Source organism: Paenibacillus sp. FSL L8-0502 (genome assembly GCF_038593055.1).
Lineage (GTDB): Bacteria > Bacillota > Bacilli > Paenibacillales > Paenibacillaceae > Paenibacillus > Paenibacillus polymyxa_D.
This window is the reverse complement of record NZ_CP151958.1, coordinates 1778965-1796014: the sequence shown is the minus strand read 5'-3', so window position 1 is coordinate 1796014 and position 17050 is coordinate 1778965. Positions and strand designations below refer to the sequence as shown.

Sequence of the window (17050 nt, the reverse complement as noted above, 5' to 3'; positions counted from 1 at the left end):
TAGTCTCGTTTTAATTAACATAAATTTCGTTTATAGTGCTGTACCAACTAAAATCTCTATTATTAACAAATCCATCATAGTAATCTATTTTATCCATCTTCTCACCAACGGCAGGGTCTTTGTAATATACTTTTTGAAATCCTAAATTTGTATTATCGGAATATCCATTTATTAGATACATATGTCCAAGATCAGAGTCGTCCTTCCACACGATATGTGCTAATTGCGGTTGATTTCTTTTTATTTGAGAGATAATAGTTCCAAAGGGTATCGGCTCTTTATCAATTGTAGAGTTCAACCCCCCATATGCTAACGCGCTTTTTACTTCCTTATCCGTGCCTCCCTTATTTACGAGGCTACCTTTAATATATTTTACAATTTGAGATTGAGTTTTATTTCCACCTAAATGTTCTATAGCCATCTGTGAAGTAGCAGCCCAGCACCAATTAGATTTCTCTTGTTTATGCGAAGGCACAGGAAGAGATTTGTAATCTATGTAACTAGGTGTGATTTTGTCTGAATTGATCTCTTGGGCTGATGTTAATGGAGCGATAGCACTAAGTGCTAATACCCCCATAAGCACAAATGCTGTCATTTTTATTTTTTTCATGTAATGACACTTTCTTTTTTCTTATTTGGAATACAATACAATAATAATACAGAAAATACAATAATATAACATTTTATTCAACATTATTGCAAAAATAGTAAGTCGGCACTGTATTAATCATTTTCCTGTAAGTGTTAAAATATCAACAATTTTAATAAAACAGTATCCTGCTACTTCCTTAATTACGCACAACGTTGAAGGTATCCCATCCTTTGACGTAAACCGTCGTCCCTTTTCATAATGCACCTCCTTCTTCAAACCCTCGTCTTGGTTAATAATGGATTAGTTCACAAAAAAAGTTTTAACAAATCATAAAGAAGACCTACTTTAGTTGTAGGTCTTGGAATAGAACATTATTTAATAATAGAATTTTTGAGGTTCCCCTGCGTTGGCCTATTGGGTTCCGTAATTAAACCTATTTCAGGGGTGCAGTTTTAACGAATTTTCAAATCAATTCGTATTTAAGCTCCTCCATGTGTTGCAAAGACTTGAAATCCTCCATCATGACTATTCAGATAAATAGGTACAGCTAAGGTGAACAAAAAGCTACTAACAACGATCAACATTACCACTTTTTTCAACATTGTTTAACCACACCTTTTCAATGAGATTGTAAAACTCTGTTTTGGTTTCAGATACCGCATGGGCTTTGAAACGCACAAACAACCCCATACAATTTATAAAATATGTCTCATTATTTAGTATATGCGCTTTTACCATTGCACAAAACAAATGATTAAAGCCATCATTGTGCATCCCATGATCTAAATAATAATAAGCCAATTCATATCCACAAAGTGCAGAGTATTCCGGTATTACTTGCTGGGTATACATATCATCTGATGATGGTCGCTGAGATAAAGACGCAATCTCTGTTTCAAATCGTTTAAGTATATCGTTTAAATCAAGCTCATAACGGTTAGCCGCCGTCATTATGTTAAGTAGTTGAGTTACCCTATCTTCTTGAATCGTATCTGATGAGTCATCAATAAAGTTTAGATATTCATGAAGCACACTCACATCACCAGATAAAAGCCTATATGCAAGTATGTTAGCTTGTGACCAATGTTTAAACAAGCCAATCCAGTGCTGGGTATCCTCATCGGTCTCTCTAACCCAATCTAAATTGGAGTAGGCATATGTATAGTGTAATGCCTGCTCATAATTACCCTGCTCTTCACATGCATTAGCACAGAGCAAGTCTGCATAAGCAATGTACACAAACAAGGGACGACTTAGCTTGTCGCTAGATTCGATCTGTTCTCGGCTGTTCTGTTGATGGTTCAGTGTACATTGTATTTCGGCTTTAGCTCTCATTTTCCTCGCCATCTCATCAACCTTATCCCATTTACGCAATGATCTGTACACGTTAGCCAAATCCTTCAATGCGTCAAGCTGGTCTATTTCATCTAGTCTTTCGACAAAAGCTTCAAATACGGCTGCCGCCCCAACATTTTGATTTTGATCGTCATTAATCTGAATTTTAAAAATACGATATTGGCAGATTGCCAGGCGTTCAGAATGTTGATATCTCTCCGCTTCAGCTACCCCCTCATAAAGTATCAATGCCGCTTCTAGTCGTCCCTGCGACAACAATTCTTCCGCTATTTCAAATAGCTTGGGTGAATAGAGTAGATTGTCCATGATGGCTCCCACTACTCGACGGATCGCATCCAACTTGTCCAACTCCGCACAGCGATACAAAAACGGCTCGATTCGCCTCATATTTGGAGGATGATCAATGATGTAATTTTCTATAAACAATTCATAAAAGTGACCCTCTGGTAAGCCCATAGCTTCAGTAATACGATCGAGCTGGTTAATAGACATAGATTTATTACCTGTTACAATGCTACTTATTATTCCCCTATTCATCCCTGTAATTTGTCCAAATTCCGATAGGTTTAAGCCTTCTTGTTTAAGATATTGTTCCAATTCTGCTCTAATCGTGGGTGTAATTTTCATCGATAAACCACCCTTTCAATGTAGACTCACAATACGATGCATAGTAAAAATTATTATGTAGTTGTGAAACAAGTAGTAAAATGCTCTAACGATCTTGATTGTACCATCTTTTGGTATAAAATCATATACCTTTCATATAGTACTCAAGATACCTTTTGGGATAGTTACGTATGATTTCATGATTAAGGATATCGTCTTTATGTTGATGTATAGTTTATTTAAAAAATTAGAACACAACTCATCCAATACAAAGTACCAGATTAATAGTCAGGTTCGCATTCCCTTGTGTTTTAATCTATGAATTGAGCCTTGATTGGATGTATGGCATACAATCAACCTTAATGATATTAGGGACGGTATCGAGTCAAAAAATAACTTGAGTGTGAAAGTGAATGTGTTAGGGGCAATTTTGGAAATTAAATAGACGTTTATGATGTAAAATACCCCCCGTCCTTTTTATTGTACCTGCTAGTATTTGATCAGCAGACATAACAAAGAAACCTAGACATAATCATCTAGGCTCCATACACATGAACAATTTATCCTACTTGTTTCTGTTGCTCATATTCCTTTACCCTGCGATAGAACGTGTTAGGCTTCATTTCTACGCGCTTCATTGCTTCGACTGCTGTTATTCCACCTTGCTTCCATTCCTCATATGCTGTAATAAACTCATCACTTATTGCCTTTTTAGGCCGACCAAATACCACACCATTATTTTTGGCTGCTGCTATATCTTCAGATTGTCTACCGTTTATCTTCTCACGTTCACGTTCTGCCATGTAGCTGAGTAATTCAAGCACGATACTAGATATAACCTTTTCCAAACCATTTTGATATTGTCTAGTGTCAAGGATAGGCATACAAGGATAACAATGTGTGCACCTATCTCATACGTTATATCTTGCCATTCACGTTTGATTTCTTTAGCATTCCGTCCAAGTCTGTCAAGTTCCTTAATGAACAGAATGTCTCCGTGTCTAAGTACGCTCTTTAATGTTTGATATTGTGGTCTGTCAAAATTCTTGCCACTTTGCTTATCAATGAAGTAATCACGTTCCATAATACCTAAGTCCTTCATCGATTCTAATTGTCTAGCTTCATTCTGATCTTTACTCGATACTCTTATGTAACCATAGCGTCTAATCTCACTCATATGGATCATCCTCTACTATGTCATTAATTGTATTTAGCAAAGTATGTCAAAATGTATACTATATGACAAAGTGTTGGAAAAAGACTTGGCTAAATTGAGCATAATAAAAAGGGCAACCGAAGTCGCCCTAGATATTCCATTATACAACTTAACTTTTCAAATACTTTAGTACACAAATCTATTTACTGTCTTCTTCCTTGATGTAAATAGCGTCATATTGAATGATTGCTTTAGTTTCATCAGTAGTCTTTGAAACGTCGTAGACTACTTCATCTTGACTGAACTTATCTTCATCATGGAGAGATTGCGGTTTTTTTATAAATAATCCAACTTTAGTATAAATTTTATCAGGATGATTAAGTTCTTCTAATACACTGTCAGGGACTATTGCTTTTGTAACGCCCTTCATTTCTTCAGAAGTATCGTCACTAGCAAAAACATTATTACCAATAACTACAGCAAACGTAACAGTAAGGGCAGCCAACCCCAAAAATTTCAATTTAGCCTTCACTTCTTCCCTAACCCTTCATTAATTAATTTGCATATCCATTCTCAGAAATTTTAATCGGGTAACCAGACCCATCATTTCCGGAATGATTTCCAATTAGCAAATAAACTGGATTGAACTCAAAAGATGCATCGTCGCCTGTTATACCTAAGTTAGTGTGCGAAAATTTGATCGTGGTGACTATTGATAATAGTGTAAAAAAATTAACTCGATTTTCCTAACTGTGAAAACGCCATCTTATAAGCCACAAACGTAATAATTGCGTAGATAAAACCATATAGAAGCCAAGCATCTATATTAACTGCAATGGTTTCTAAATTGGTGGCAATAAATATAAGAGGCAGTAGCAAGGCTAGTATTAATCCTAAGTAGATGTTTCCTTTGAAATAGGCGAAACATACTCCGATCAAGATTGCCAGAATGGGGCAAAATATAAAAGTAGGGAAGAGGGGATTAAGTTTTGGAAATAACCAGTAAATCATAATAATCACTCCTTAAAGTTAATTAGTCAGAAAAAAACGAATCATTTCCTTGTTTGATTTAAATGCTAGAGGAATGACATGTAATTCTTTGCCTGTCAATAAGTCATATTCTCTTATTTCCCTTATTCTATCAACAGGAGAATTTTTGACATAATCATATAGGACAAAAACAGATCCTGCAAAATACTGTACTCCAGATATTACTCCTTTCTCATTTTGTATTTTTTCGGAGACGGAATTGCTTTGTTTTAATCTCAACTTTTTAGGCTTTTTGTTGAGGTCATTGAAAATAGTATAATTTAAGTCTTCAGAGAGAATATATAATTTATCGTTGTAAATTTGGCTGTCATAAAACAAAAATGAAGTATCTGACAAAGATGTTTCATTTTCCAACTTACCATTTTTAGGGTCAATTATCTGCATTATAGGATGAAATTGTGTATCAGATGTATTGCCATCAAGAAATACAATAAGCTTGCCTTTAAATATTTGTAGTGATGCTCCATTTTGGCCTACCGGAAAGTATTCTTTTAAACCATGTAAACGATTTTCTATAGTGAATTGTTTGATCTTCTTTGATGTTTTTAAATCAATGACATAAATACCTACAGAATTATCATTATTGTTCACATATAAAGTGTATGCCATATTATTGTATTCAACGGTTGATAATAAATATCCATTCAAAAGAATATTTCTATATTTCAAATTTTTTTTATCGAAATAAACCAATTCATTGGTGTACTGTGTGGGAGAATAACTCGGATTAATACCCACGTTCATGGAGAAAAATAGATGATTGTCGCTTTCTTTCAAAAATGAAGTTCCGATATTCCTATCTTTTCCATATTTATTAGGTCCAAAAAATGGTTGAAGAATTCCATTTTGATTAAGTATGTAATGTCTATTTTTTCGTTCAGACATTAAATAATAGTCATTCTTTACTTTGGCAAAATAATAAAGTGACTGGGCATTAACTAAGTTTTTTTTGTCTAAAATCTCGCCTTTATTACTGTATTTCACAATTTCTGCACCGTCATCCATTGCATTTGAATAAACAACAGTAAATGTCTCGGATTTTGTTATATTTTTCAATGAATGATGTGTTGTAGTAAACCAAAACGTTGAAACTGCCAATCCAAGTAAAAATAAAGTTGCAAAAATAATTCTTATTCTTTTTTTAAAGAGCATAATGTCCCCCCTTAGTGAAATCACTCACAGGAAAAAATATATATTCCTGTGAGTGATTAGGTTTGTTAGTTACTATAGTAAATTGAAGTATTACCGGATTTAGCTATTTCCATTGGGGTAACAATAGGATCAATTGTTATATAATCAACATCAATCCCCTGAGTTTTCCAAGCCTTCCACACCAATTGTGAACAATAAAATTTAGCTTCTGTCCATGGATTAACAAAATTCCAGTTATAGGGTTTTCCAATTTGATTAGCTGCATATTGTGCAGCTGCCCTATATTGGGAACCCGAAGCCCCTTTAACGCTCATTCCATAAACATTTGAGCGACCTCTCCAATCATTTGTGTGATATTGAACTCCATCAGCTGGGAACGATTCTACTGTTTTACCACTTAGTAAGGAAACAATAGCAGCATGTCCTGGATATCCGAAATCAATACCCCACGAACTTGCGTTATAGGCAACCAAAATATCACCGACTGTTCCTAAACTTGATGCTGCTAGCCTAGGATTCTCCGAGCTATCAGTGAGCGATTGGCTAGTTTTTTGGTCATTCAATGCCTTCTCTTCCAATTCCCCGCTTTTTAGGATCTGAAGATCATTTTCATTATGTTTACGGAGTAACTCAATATCATTATCACTCATTCCAGCATTTTTCATTTTCTGATAAGAATTGTCATTAACACTGAAAGAAGGCGATGTTTCATCGGCGGCAAAAATGTTTGCACTGGGAAGAAGAAGGATACTTAGAGCAAGACTAGCGGAAAAAGCTAAACTAAGAACATTTTTCATGATTATACCTCCAAATGGGATTTAATTGATATAAGAGAGTACTTGTTCAAAGTTTGTCTACATGTTTATCCATACTTCATTTTTTGTCCCTCCATATAACAAAGTCTCGTATGTCTATTTTTTGGAGGATGATGTATGTTAAATTTAGTTAGTTAGCTCCATAAGTCAAATAGAAATACGAGCTTACGCAATCACCTTCTAAGTAAGAAGTAGCAATTGCGAATATATTGTTTATGTCCGGCAGGATAACCGTCCAATAACAATCAATTTTTTTTAAACAGAGATTTATGTAAAAAAGTATGTACCAGTAAATATAGATTTGGGCGATCTATACATGTGCTATAATCTCTAATTTTGATTAAAAATGTATATTCTAAGCTACTGGATAAAAATTCCTATCCAATATATTCAAATTATATACATAGATTCAATAAAAGTCAAATTGATCAACATTTTTTAAGCTATTTGTAATCATAGTTTGAAAGTAATATTTTGATGTTCTCAGTAAAGTGGATAGGAAGTTGACGCTGTGTCAACCATATGAGGGTATCACCAATTTTGGAGGCACTGTAGAGATAGTCTGTAACTACACCCGTATCGAAGCTCAATCGTAAAAATTGATCTTATGTGCATAAAACACTTATTTCATATGGTTTTTTGAGTCATTGTGGTTCAAAATTGTGCCAGAATATATTTAAATTGTTGCCGTATCGAAAAATAGCTAAAACATAGATAAATAAAGGGATTTGTGAAGAATTGCTTTACATCGTGGTTTCAATCGTAGGTATCGAGGAGTAATGTGTAAAAAAGCTTGATGCATCAAGTGAATTTTAAGTTATTATAAATTAAATTGTGTAAAACCAGAAATTAGAAAACCCTTTATTTATCTGCATTTTGTATCGTAGCTCAATCGCATCGTGAAACGTAACAAGAATCGCGGAGTGGATGACATATTTTCATATTTTCATGTTTCTTCACTCTATCAAGTTGGTTCTGTATATAAAAAAGACTCATCCGTTGGACAAGTCTAGGATGCATACTGCCACCTTTATCTACTCAGAATAAATATTGTAGACTTCTTTCCAATTTATAATGTTATCGATTAACTGATCTTTTGTAATATCGCCCTCACTGTATTCAAGGAACCAATTACCTGCCATGTCTCTAGAGAAAGTATCCTCATGTACAAATCCCTCTGGATCACCGTGTAATTTTAACATCTCAACTGTGTTGTCTCTTGGCATACCAACAGAATCTAGAATAATTTCTTCAATCTCTGAAGTATATGATTCGTAGACACTCCATCTTATTTCTAGAATATCTTCAACTGTTCTTTGTTTATTTTTCATATCGGTTATTAAGTCAATCAAGCTGGACATTGTTGTTTGGTTCATAGTTATCACCTCTATTTATAGTAGGAATATTATACCACCAACTACCATATGCGTTATATCCTCAATTATGTGATCACACCTATAAATAGAGGGTTATTTCAATATGAAAGAAGCCTCATCACCTCTCAACAAAATACCTATTGGTCATATACCACGCTTTCCCCTTAGTCGTATCAACCATACCCTTCTTACTGTCCAGAAACACGATATCACCGCATTCTTTACAGCCCCATTTATTCCTCTTGTATGCTGACTCATCTATATAGGAAGCCCCACATTTGCACTCTACCTGAATCAATACCCTGTGCTGACTGTATGCTTCTGCTAACTGTTCGTTGTCCTTACTTGGGGCTGTAGGTTGTATTGCTGCTACATGTTCCCTTTGCTCTGAAAATTCATTATGTACCTTAAAATCTGCTACAAGCTCAGGATTTAAACCAAAATGCTCTTTGCCTACAGTAGTTACATATTTGCTTCCTACACGATATGATTCTATCCAATCCTGTATTTGCTTCGTGGATAGGCTAATAGTTCCTTTAATACCGCTATTTAGCGTGTAGGTCATTGTGTGATGTTGGTTTTGATCCATTTTTAGATCATCATCTCCAATACTATGAATTGATTGTCTTTGAATAAATCTTCTTATTGAGTATGTCTTCTTGTTTCTTTAATATCTTAAATCCATCCCTAGAATAAATGTCTGGTTTATCAGACAATAAAATATAACCCTCATCAGTAGTCTTTAATAAGTAAAGCTCAATATCTGTGCCGTTTATATTATCTGTGAAATAGTATACTCTTCCTATCCTCTTTGCTACAAAATATAAAGACACATAAATAATTAAGCATAATAAAAAGCTAAGAATTGAAGCTCCTAATATTATCCCCTTGAAGTCTTTTATAGTTTTGATATCACCTGTAAAAAAACCCATGATGACAATTAGTGTAGCCGTAGAAGCAACAGTTAGAGCAATTGACAGTGGTGTTACCATATATTTTTTGTTGCTCTTGTACAATAGCTTTTCAAGAGGAGTTGAGTTAATTAACGCAATACCTTTGAAAATTAGTATGGCTAGTGCGACTATAGATCCAACTCCGACTAAAGGCAAATATTTAGTTATAAATTCCATTATTAATCCTCCACTATCTAGATTTCTTTCCTATGCACCCTAAAAATACAAGCAGATAAAGTACCATAGATTTTATATAACTTTCTAAAACCTGTGATACTTTAAATGGTGTATTTAGAGAAACCAAATAAATTTTCTAGCTCATTACATGTCTCTAGTATGTTATTTTTAGAGAGTTATTAATGCTATCTAATTCAATGCCCGCACCTAATCCCCTAGCAAAAACCTGAGCAGGAACATAGGTAACTCCCTTTATTACTTTAGGTGCTGCGCTTACTGTTTCAGATGATCCATTGTAAAACACTATTTTGCTTCCAATGGTAAGTGTCATTTTGCTATTTCCTTTAGTTACGCCAATTGTACCACTATTATTATCATAGTTCAGAGTAGCACCCAAGCCTTCAGCAATCTCACGAAGTGGAACCAAATTGGTATTCTGAAAAATCAATGGCTCGCTACTAAAACTTAATTTATTTCCGTTTACATAAACTCTTAATCCAGATTCTTTATAAGCTGGCTTCGCTGCTTTAGTCTTTGCAGTGTTCTTTTTAGGAGTTGATTTACTTGAACTTGAAGATGAGGAACTGCTTGAAGAAGATCCTCCACCATTATGATAGTGATATTCCCCGTCTTGCAGTCCCCACTTAGCACAGTTAGTACGACAATAATGCCCGCCATTTGAATCAGTTCTACCCGGGTGAGCATATGCACTAGCACTGGAAAGAATTAATACTAAGGCGAATGAACTAGCTAATACTTTCTTTTTCACTCTTATACAACCCCTTTTTAGTATTATATACCTAGTATATTAGCACAATATACCAATAATAAGGGAGAATTTTGTTTTATATTTAAATAAACCCAAAAAAACGCCCATTACAGGCGCTTTTACTTATTCATCCATCTTAATATTTTCGAAATCGATTTCATTTTCTATAAATAGTATAAACAAACGGGAAAGCAACTATCCGCATCAGTTAATATAAGATCGCAAGAGTAATTATAGTGTGTCTGTACTAGTACTTTTCTATGATATCAGAGATTTTATATTTACCAGAGAAGTTGTCGACATCAAATACAACCCTTTTATAGATAGGAGTGCCTGAGGTGTTTGTTACTTGCATATCGTATAAGAAGGAAAATGAATGTCCAACTTTATTGTCTCTGACAACTAATTTTTCACTATTGCTCTCTAGAATAGTGTAATCTGTATTTTCTCTATATTCAGCTTCCTTAACTATCAAAAAAGCCATAAAGCTAGAAAATTTTTGTTTCTCATATTTGTTGTACCAATCTTCATCAAGGGTGAGAGTTTGCTTACCGTCATAACTTAAATGTTCTCTAGTGTTAATATATTTGAAATCCAACACATTTACATAATCAGTAAAATATTCATTTTTAAATTTACTTACAGACTCACCATGTTGTATGGCATTTAAGTAATTGTCCACTGTTGCTCTAGCCTTTTGTTCAGGAGTATTTAAATAGATAACAACTGACACAATAAACAATACACAGATAGCCGCAGTAATAAATAGAATTTTTTTAGATAATTTTCGTTTATTTTTAATAACTGAATTATCGACTGAATCAACATGATTATCGTTAAACTGCCGATCATCTTTTTGTTTAGCTCCGCATTTGTTGCAAAATAAACTTTCATCTTCTAGTGGATTATTGCAATTAATACACGAGTTCATTTAAAACAGTCCCACCTCTCAAATAATACCAATAGTTTACCATGTCTTGGGTAATGGGTCTATAGTAACAAAAAGGTACCTAATGCTAGGCACTTGATTAATATTTAGAGGGGTGATAGCTCTCGTCTTTCTACCTCAATGATGGCTAACATTTGTGGTTATTTAGGTATCGGCTTAGAAGATTTGTTCGATATAGCAGAAGAAACAGAAGAATAAACCTACATTCCATTAAATTAACTACATAGACATAGAAAAGAGCCTAGACATATTTAATCATCTAGGCTTGTTTTTGTACCCCGATTAAGAACGCAATTTTAGTTAAAAGAATCAAGCGTCCGAAGAGAATAAAGTCCTTAACTGCTGCCGTTTTATTAAGCTAACGTTTCCCGTTAGTTGAATAAGCACGCTTTCTTTTATTACACAATATCTTCGTACTGTTCAGTATTTCTATCATTCATCTTTTACTGTTATTATGAGAAGTGTTAGACTAATATAGGTTTTATATACTTATTACCGATTACTAAGATGTGTAATCAATGAAAGGATTTGATGAATGTGGAATCGACTAATTTCAAAGTTATACCTGAAAAACTTAAAGGTAGGACGATTGAAGATGTCGCCATCACTACTAATGCTGTGGTTATTAAATTTACTGATGGTACTTTTTTAGATATCTATCTCGATGAGGCTGCACAAACATTAAAGACATCAACAAACAAGCTGGATAGTTAACTCAACACTTTACACTTAGCTATCATTTTCCCAGCTTCCTCCTTCACAGTTTGCGTCAAATGCGGCATAAAACCTCTACTTATCTTGTTCAACTAAACTGCCCGTTAGCTTAATACCAGTGACCAGTCTACAACTTTATTGTCAACGGACATCAAGTTGTAACGAAAACGTTACATTGAACAATTCTGTCCAGCTAGAGACAAAATAGGCCAGCGCAATTTTACTCCCTCACTCATGAATGAATTTTCCGCGATTTCGCGGAGTAGGAATCGTGTCACTTGGTGACATGGAATAGTGACGACATTACAATTTGATATTCACTTGAGGTAAAACTTGATAACACCCATTTTGTTATATAAACTATATCACCAGCTATGACCCCTCGGAAAATTTTCCGTACCCTTTACTACTTTACAGGACAGTCCAAAATTGCCCCCCCCCCCATTTGAACGTCCTAAGCTTAACTTAGTAGCCTAATACTGAAATTGTTTAAGTATTCAGTTAGGACACCAATAAGGTTCCCCAAAATTTTCCTAGAAGCTTCTCAATTCACATAGTAGTGATTGTTATACTGGTGAATTACTTCCGGCAAAATTTTGTCCAATGTTGATTTCATTTTCTCCAATTGGCTCAGCAACATCCTTCATTGACCGCTGGACAAAACGACCAGCGCTTTGATCGCCATTATTCTAGATGGACCATTGGTCCATCCGCTTCTCAATATCAAAGTACAGTCCAAACTGCTCAAATACGTCGATGTCGTCGTATTTTGATACAAAAAAATCCAGTTACCGTCAATATGGGGGCAACTGGATGGTAAAATTGGTGTTTTATATACATTCGTATTAAAAAGCTTTGTGAAATAATTGAATTCTCTTTAGTAGAAAATTCAAATTAAAGCATAGTGGCTATTTCATCAGGTTTAATAATGCTTGCAATGTGAGGTGCTTGATTGAAATAGTCATTCTGTACACGAATTGGTTGAGCGACAGAATAACTCGAAATGCTTAATTTAAGTTCTTCAATTGTATCCGCATTAAAAATACATTTAATTTTCTCAGCATGCCGTTTAGACTTAAGCTTAGACAAAAGCTTAAAATGTGAGTACGCAGATCGATACATATAAGTAGTTGGAAACCAGAAATATCTTTCATCTGGCCTTAAAATTTTAGAAATATAATGTAAAAGAAGGTCAGTATTCAAAAACTCTTCCTTACTAATTAGTGAGTTATCAGCACGTTGACTGAGTATTTCGCCAGTATAACTAAACTTTCTATACCCAAGTCTTTCATTTAATCTTTCTAAAGACTCTATATAAAATCTATATCCTTCAAAACGAATTTTTAAATTATCATTAGTAAAATTCTTTGTGTGAAACTCGCTATTAAATACTTCTGAAAGTACCTTGTATTGATTATGTTTAATCAGAATAGCGCATGTATAAATGAATAATTCAGTAATAAAAAATTTAAATTGGTCAAATTGTGATTCATAGTAGCTATTGTTTTTTTGATTATGGGCTAAAGGATACAAACTCTCAAATAATTCTACGATCCAGTCAGAATCTATTTCATCTGACTCGGATAAAGAATTTATGAAATTTATATATACGTTTCTTAAAGGCAAAGATTCATCTATTTTTTCTTTAACTGTTTCATCTAAAAAAGACGGATTATCTATCGATGTTATTTCAAGTTGTTTCAATTCTCCCAAGAAAGTATTTATAAAGCTACTTGTAATTCCTCTTACTCGCTTTGGATTGTTCTCTATGGCACTATTTAATTGTTTGATTAGATTTGAAGATTCATAGTGTGAAACCTCTTGTTCAAACAAAAACGATGGAACAGCTCCTAATGCTGGTTTTCTATGCATAGGTGCTTGATGTAAGGTTCTTAACAGTCTTTCGTAGCCTTTCTCATACTCAATGGAAAGATCAACATACATTCTAGAGCTGCAAAATGTAGGTAAAAACGGTTTGCCCTCCTCATCTCTCTCTGAAACAACTGGGATAAATTTTTCTTGTCCAACATTCCCATAAATTTTAGGAGTAATTAATTCCGTCTCAGTTCCTACACCACCAGTTCTTTTATCAGCTTTAGCTTGGTAACCTCTCTCACAGATAATTAAGACTTTATCTATCTCTGTTGAAGTTACCATACTCTCCATAAATGCTAATGTATCATTTCCTTCTTTTAAATCCCACTTGTCTAATTTAACCATAACTCCATCGCTCATCAAGCGCGTAGCCAGTTCATAGACCCACTGTTCATGGTCTGTTGTAGTCCAACTATACGAAATAAACACTGTAGGTGGTTTTTTTGACTCAGTTGTCATATCGCAATAACCCCTTATAAAAAATATAGGAACAATATACCATATTAAGCACGCTTGTTCGAGTATAATTTTCTGATTTCATTCATTTTACAAAGAAATACTCCTAAGACGCTCTCACGCTCGTTCTAAGGCATTATTTGAGTTATGAATAGGGAAAAGTCTTAAAATCCCCGTAACTCTTACCTGTGTTGGCTTAACGCTCTCGTTTGAGCTTATCTCACTTATTATGCTCTTCTGATAGTACTCATAGTCTTTTAAGATCATTTCACAATTCAAAGTTACAGTTCTTTTCTCCATAATAAATTTCCCAAAACCACTGTTACGAAGAATGCTATATCCTACGATCATTTTGTCCATATACAAATATCTTCTTTTTAATAGATTTTTTATGGCTCAACTCAAACAACCATTTGAGCAGACCTCACAGGAGTAAAATGCACAGTCACATGCTTGTTCCCCTTCAAAAGGTCACAAATGCGGTCACAAAATTCAGTCATTTATAAGATTTTAATAGAATAAATCAGTACAGATCAGTAAATTGAAAATTGCTATGAAAGCTTGTCCCGTTTGACTTTACGGCTTAAACAGCGAAAAATTTCACTGCCCCAAATTCGGTACATCTTAGACGCACCACACATGATGTAACCACGGGACTTAGAGATCGTCAACAGCGTTGTTTTAGGCAGTCTGACCTCGACTCCGATAAATGTATGCTCACCCACTTGAATGGGTTCCATGTGTATCATGGTTATTACATGCACCTCCTCTTTATTCATCCGGGATATTTTATGCGGCATTTGCGGGTAAGTGTGGACACTCGTGGATACGTTCAAAATATTAAAAATCTTATTTATGTACAGCAAAACAGGCAAAATCAAAAAGACTAGACGAATCATTCCATCTAGTCTCTTGATCATAAGTTAATGTACTATGTCTACGCTTTATTCTAACTTTTTTAAGTACTGTGACGGCACAAGGTCAGCAAGCCAAACACCATGGTTGGCTTTATAAAATTTCACTTGATTAGCTAATGCCTTTGCTGTGTCGACTTCGAGAATCACTAGTTCTCCACGTCTTTTGCCTGCTAAAATTGCAAACTCAAGGGATTCCGACAGATGTACATACTTTCTGCCCATTGGCTTAATTCCTTCATTGAAAATATTATGGATTACCTTTGTGTTTGTACCGTGATAGAGAATGGTTGGTGGAGTAGCTTCCTTATAATCTAACCTGTCTGTACTGTGACCATAATTAGCTCTTATGTACCCATTAACAATCTCATATCTTTGCTTTGAACAATGGTTTACTACTTGCTTGATATCCAACTCACTAACATCGGCCCATCTATTCTCTGATCTTATCCCTTGAATCAGGTCTTGAATGTCACAATAACCCTCATGGTCTAGCTCAAGACCAAACTGTTCTGGTGTATGCCTAAGAATCTTACTCATAAACCTACTGAGGCTCTCTTCTTGTTTTAGTGTTAACATTGTATACTCCTTTAATAAAATATTTGTCTATCTATAATAACCTATCCGATGATTCATAGCGCCTTGTGAAGTAAAGCCCCAAACCTCCGGTAAGGAAAAATGTAGCACCAATTAAAAAACCTCTTAGACTGTATCTGTTATAAGCCTCCAATATTTTTGCAAGTCCCCCACAATGAAAATAACCGAAAATACCTCTTATCAAATCCATGATAAAAAATTTCCGATTCTTAAATCCTTCCTATCTAATAGTTGTCCGATGAAAATAAAGATTTAGACTGGATTTGTTGGTCCTAAGCTGATTCTGAATTGCTAAATCGTCAGACTTGGAATAATAAGTTTTAGACTGACCCAAATATAAAACCAGCGGCAGTCAAGGACCTGAAAATAAAGTCCTAGACTGCCGCTGGTTTATTGAACTAACGTTCTCTGTTAGCGTAACAAGTGGTGCTAAATTATTTCATGCGATATATCTACAACCGTTTCGGTGCTGCCGATCGGCTTACCGTCAGTAAGAAACACCGAGGCGATAAATTCTCCCTGAATCGCTAGGCTTCCAATCGCCTTAAATCGTTCTACCTCTATTGGTTTTGCCGAAATAATCGGCTGGATCAACGTCTTCCATCAGTCCCCATTCGACCATATCTGGCGTACGGGTCAGCACTTTCCGATGCGACTGTCGAGAATCCTCTCTATCGCTGGATATTCCTCGAATCTTCGTTCAATGAAATGTTGAATAACCACCCCGTAAAGGGGCGGTTTTCTTATGCTTGCATGAATGCTTCTAACGGCTCCAGAGTCGCGAACGTCTTCTTTGCATCCTTCTTCCGTTGCTCATCATAGAGTTTGGTCAACTCTTCGAATGATTTAGCTTTAATCTTCGTATAACTCGATTTGGTGTATCTGATTATGTACGTCTTTACCCCTTCCTCTTCACTCCACTCGTAAACGACATCATATTTGTCCCTCAAATTCTTTAAATGAAGTGACCGGCGCAACACTGCAAAGTGTTCTTTAATGGCTTCATCACATTCCTCCATAATCTTCTCGTATGTGCAGCCAACTCGCATCAGAATCTCCAATGCCCGTTCATCGCCGTATCTCGCGAGAAATTCCTTCAACGAAACCAGCGCATATAGCATTATTTGTTCCTTGTCATTCGGATTCCTGTATTCATAACAGCCTACAACCAAATTGCGGTCGGTCATTTCCTCCTTACTGAATTGCATATTAAACAAATACTCGAGTGTCTTTTGCTTCATAACGGTTTCCAACATCTGTTCTTTATCAATCCTGATGCCCGTTGTCACCCACGGAAACGGTAGTTGGCCGTTACTTTCACGCGGTATGCTACCCCTAAGATTCAAAATCGGCATACCCGTAGCCATTGCGTACGACCTGTTATATCCGTCGCCCGCGAATATTTCCTGTTCTTCTTGCATGTGTCCTGCCCCTCCTTTTAGTACCAAGTTCCATTCGGCGCGTAGTGCCACCAGTTGTCTGCGAAGTGAATCTCCGCTCGATTCCAGCGAATTACGATCCAAATTACCCTCCGCATTTTCCA

16 protein-coding genes and 2 pseudogenes are annotated in these 17050 nt (G+C 35.3%); 1 reads left to right on the top strand and 17 read right to left on the bottom strand.

Annotated features, from left to right (window positions below; translation table 11 throughout):
- Positions 1-10 precede the first annotated feature (10 nt).
- The 12 genes and pseudogenes from NSQ57_RS08045 to NSQ57_RS07990 form a co-directional block, all read right to left on the bottom strand.
- Positions 11-610, bottom strand: coding sequence for a papain-like cysteine protease family protein (locus NSQ57_RS08045; RefSeq protein ID WP_029516577.1), 600 nt, complete (start codon positions 608-610; stop codon positions 11-13).
- Positions 611-1159: 549 nt separating this feature from the next.
- Entirely contained in the window at positions 1160-2575 is a 1416-nt protein-coding gene (locus NSQ57_RS08040) for a helix-turn-helix transcriptional regulator (RefSeq protein WP_209949841.1), read from the bottom strand.
- 539 nt (positions 2576-3114) lie between these two features.
- Positions 3115-3731, bottom strand: a pseudogene (locus NSQ57_RS08035) (recombinase family protein).
- A 178-nt stretch (positions 3732-3909) separates the two neighbouring features.
- Positions 3910-4242 carry a hypothetical protein gene (locus tag NSQ57_RS08030; RefSeq protein WP_342425892.1) on the bottom strand — a complete coding sequence of 111 codons (333 nt, stop codon included), beginning with the start codon at positions 4240-4242 and terminating at the stop codon, positions 3910-3912.
- A gap of 200 nt (positions 4243-4442) precedes the next feature.
- On the bottom strand, positions 4443-4721 hold the full coding sequence (locus NSQ57_RS08025; protein ID WP_029516574.1) for a hypothetical protein: 279 nt from the start codon (positions 4719-4721) through the stop codon (positions 4443-4445).
- An 18-nt stretch (positions 4722-4739) separates the two neighbouring features.
- Entirely contained in the window at positions 4740-5912 is a 1173-nt protein-coding gene (locus NSQ57_RS08020; protein ID WP_340931807.1) for a hypothetical protein, read from the bottom strand.
- Between the two features lie 65 nt (positions 5913-5977).
- Positions 5978-6709 carry a YiiX/YebB-like N1pC/P60 family cysteine hydrolase gene (locus NSQ57_RS08015; protein WP_342425891.1) on the bottom strand — a complete coding sequence of 244 codons (732 nt, stop codon included), beginning with the start codon at positions 6707-6709 and terminating at the stop codon, positions 5978-5980.
- Between the two features lie 1052 nt (positions 6710-7761).
- Positions 7762-8103 (bottom strand): hypothetical protein, encoded by a 342-nt coding sequence (locus tag NSQ57_RS08010; RefSeq protein WP_342425890.1) that lies wholly within the window; start codon positions 8101-8103, stop codon positions 7762-7764.
- 118 nt (positions 8104-8221) lie between these two features.
- On the bottom strand, positions 8222-8692 hold the full coding sequence (locus NSQ57_RS08005; RefSeq protein WP_342425889.1) for a hypothetical protein: 471 nt from the start codon (positions 8690-8692) through the stop codon (positions 8222-8224).
- A 22-nt stretch (positions 8693-8714) separates the two neighbouring features.
- Positions 8715-9233, bottom strand: a complete 519-nt coding sequence (locus tag NSQ57_RS08000) for a hypothetical protein (RefSeq protein ID WP_342425887.1) — start codon at positions 9231-9233, stop codon at positions 8715-8717.
- 154 nt (positions 9234-9387) lie between these two features.
- Positions 9388-10002: a copper amine oxidase N-terminal domain-containing protein gene (locus NSQ57_RS07995; protein WP_342425886.1), complete on the bottom strand. Its 615-nt coding sequence runs from the start codon at positions 10000-10002 to the stop codon at positions 9388-9390.
- A gap of 247 nt (positions 10003-10249) precedes the next feature.
- Positions 10250-10933 (bottom strand): zinc ribbon domain-containing protein, encoded by a 684-nt coding sequence (locus tag NSQ57_RS07990; RefSeq protein WP_342425885.1) that lies wholly within the window; start codon positions 10931-10933, stop codon positions 10250-10252.
- A 555-nt stretch (positions 10934-11488) separates the two neighbouring features.
- On the opposite strand from NSQ57_RS07990, the gene NSQ57_RS07985 reads away from it, so the two are divergent.
- On the top strand, positions 11489-11665 hold the full coding sequence (locus NSQ57_RS07985) for a hypothetical protein (protein ID WP_167669709.1): 177 nt from the start codon (positions 11489-11491) through the stop codon (positions 11663-11665).
- 894 nt (positions 11666-12559) lie between these two features.
- Here the strand turns inward: NSQ57_RS07985 and NSQ57_RS07980 are convergent.
- The 5 genes and pseudogenes from NSQ57_RS07980 to NSQ57_RS07960 all read right to left on the bottom strand — a co-directional run bounded on the left by NSQ57_RS07980 (position 12560) and on the right by NSQ57_RS07960 (position 17030).
- On the bottom strand, positions 12560-13999 hold the full coding sequence (locus tag NSQ57_RS07980) for a toll/interleukin-1 receptor domain-containing protein (protein ID WP_342425884.1): 1440 nt from the start codon (positions 13997-13999) through the stop codon (positions 12560-12562).
- A gap of 626 nt (positions 14000-14625) precedes the next feature.
- Positions 14626-14745: pseudogene (locus tag NSQ57_RS07975) on the bottom strand (DUF1805 domain-containing protein); the annotation flags it as partial.
- A gap of 195 nt (positions 14746-14940) precedes the next feature.
- On the bottom strand, positions 14941-15489 hold the full coding sequence (locus NSQ57_RS07970; protein ID WP_342425883.1) for an RNA 2'-phosphotransferase: 549 nt from the start codon (positions 15487-15489) through the stop codon (positions 14941-14943).
- A gap of 447 nt (positions 15490-15936) precedes the next feature.
- A complete protein-coding gene (locus NSQ57_RS07965; RefSeq protein WP_155271686.1) occupies positions 15937-16101 on the bottom strand; it encodes a hypothetical protein in 165 nt (54 codons plus the stop codon).
- Positions 16102-16250: 149 nt separating this feature from the next.
- Positions 16251-17030 carry a hypothetical protein gene (locus NSQ57_RS07960; RefSeq protein WP_230584964.1) on the bottom strand — a complete coding sequence of 260 codons (780 nt, stop codon included), beginning with the start codon at positions 17028-17030 and terminating at the stop codon, positions 16251-16253.
- Between the last annotated feature and the right edge of the window lie 20 nt (positions 17031-17050).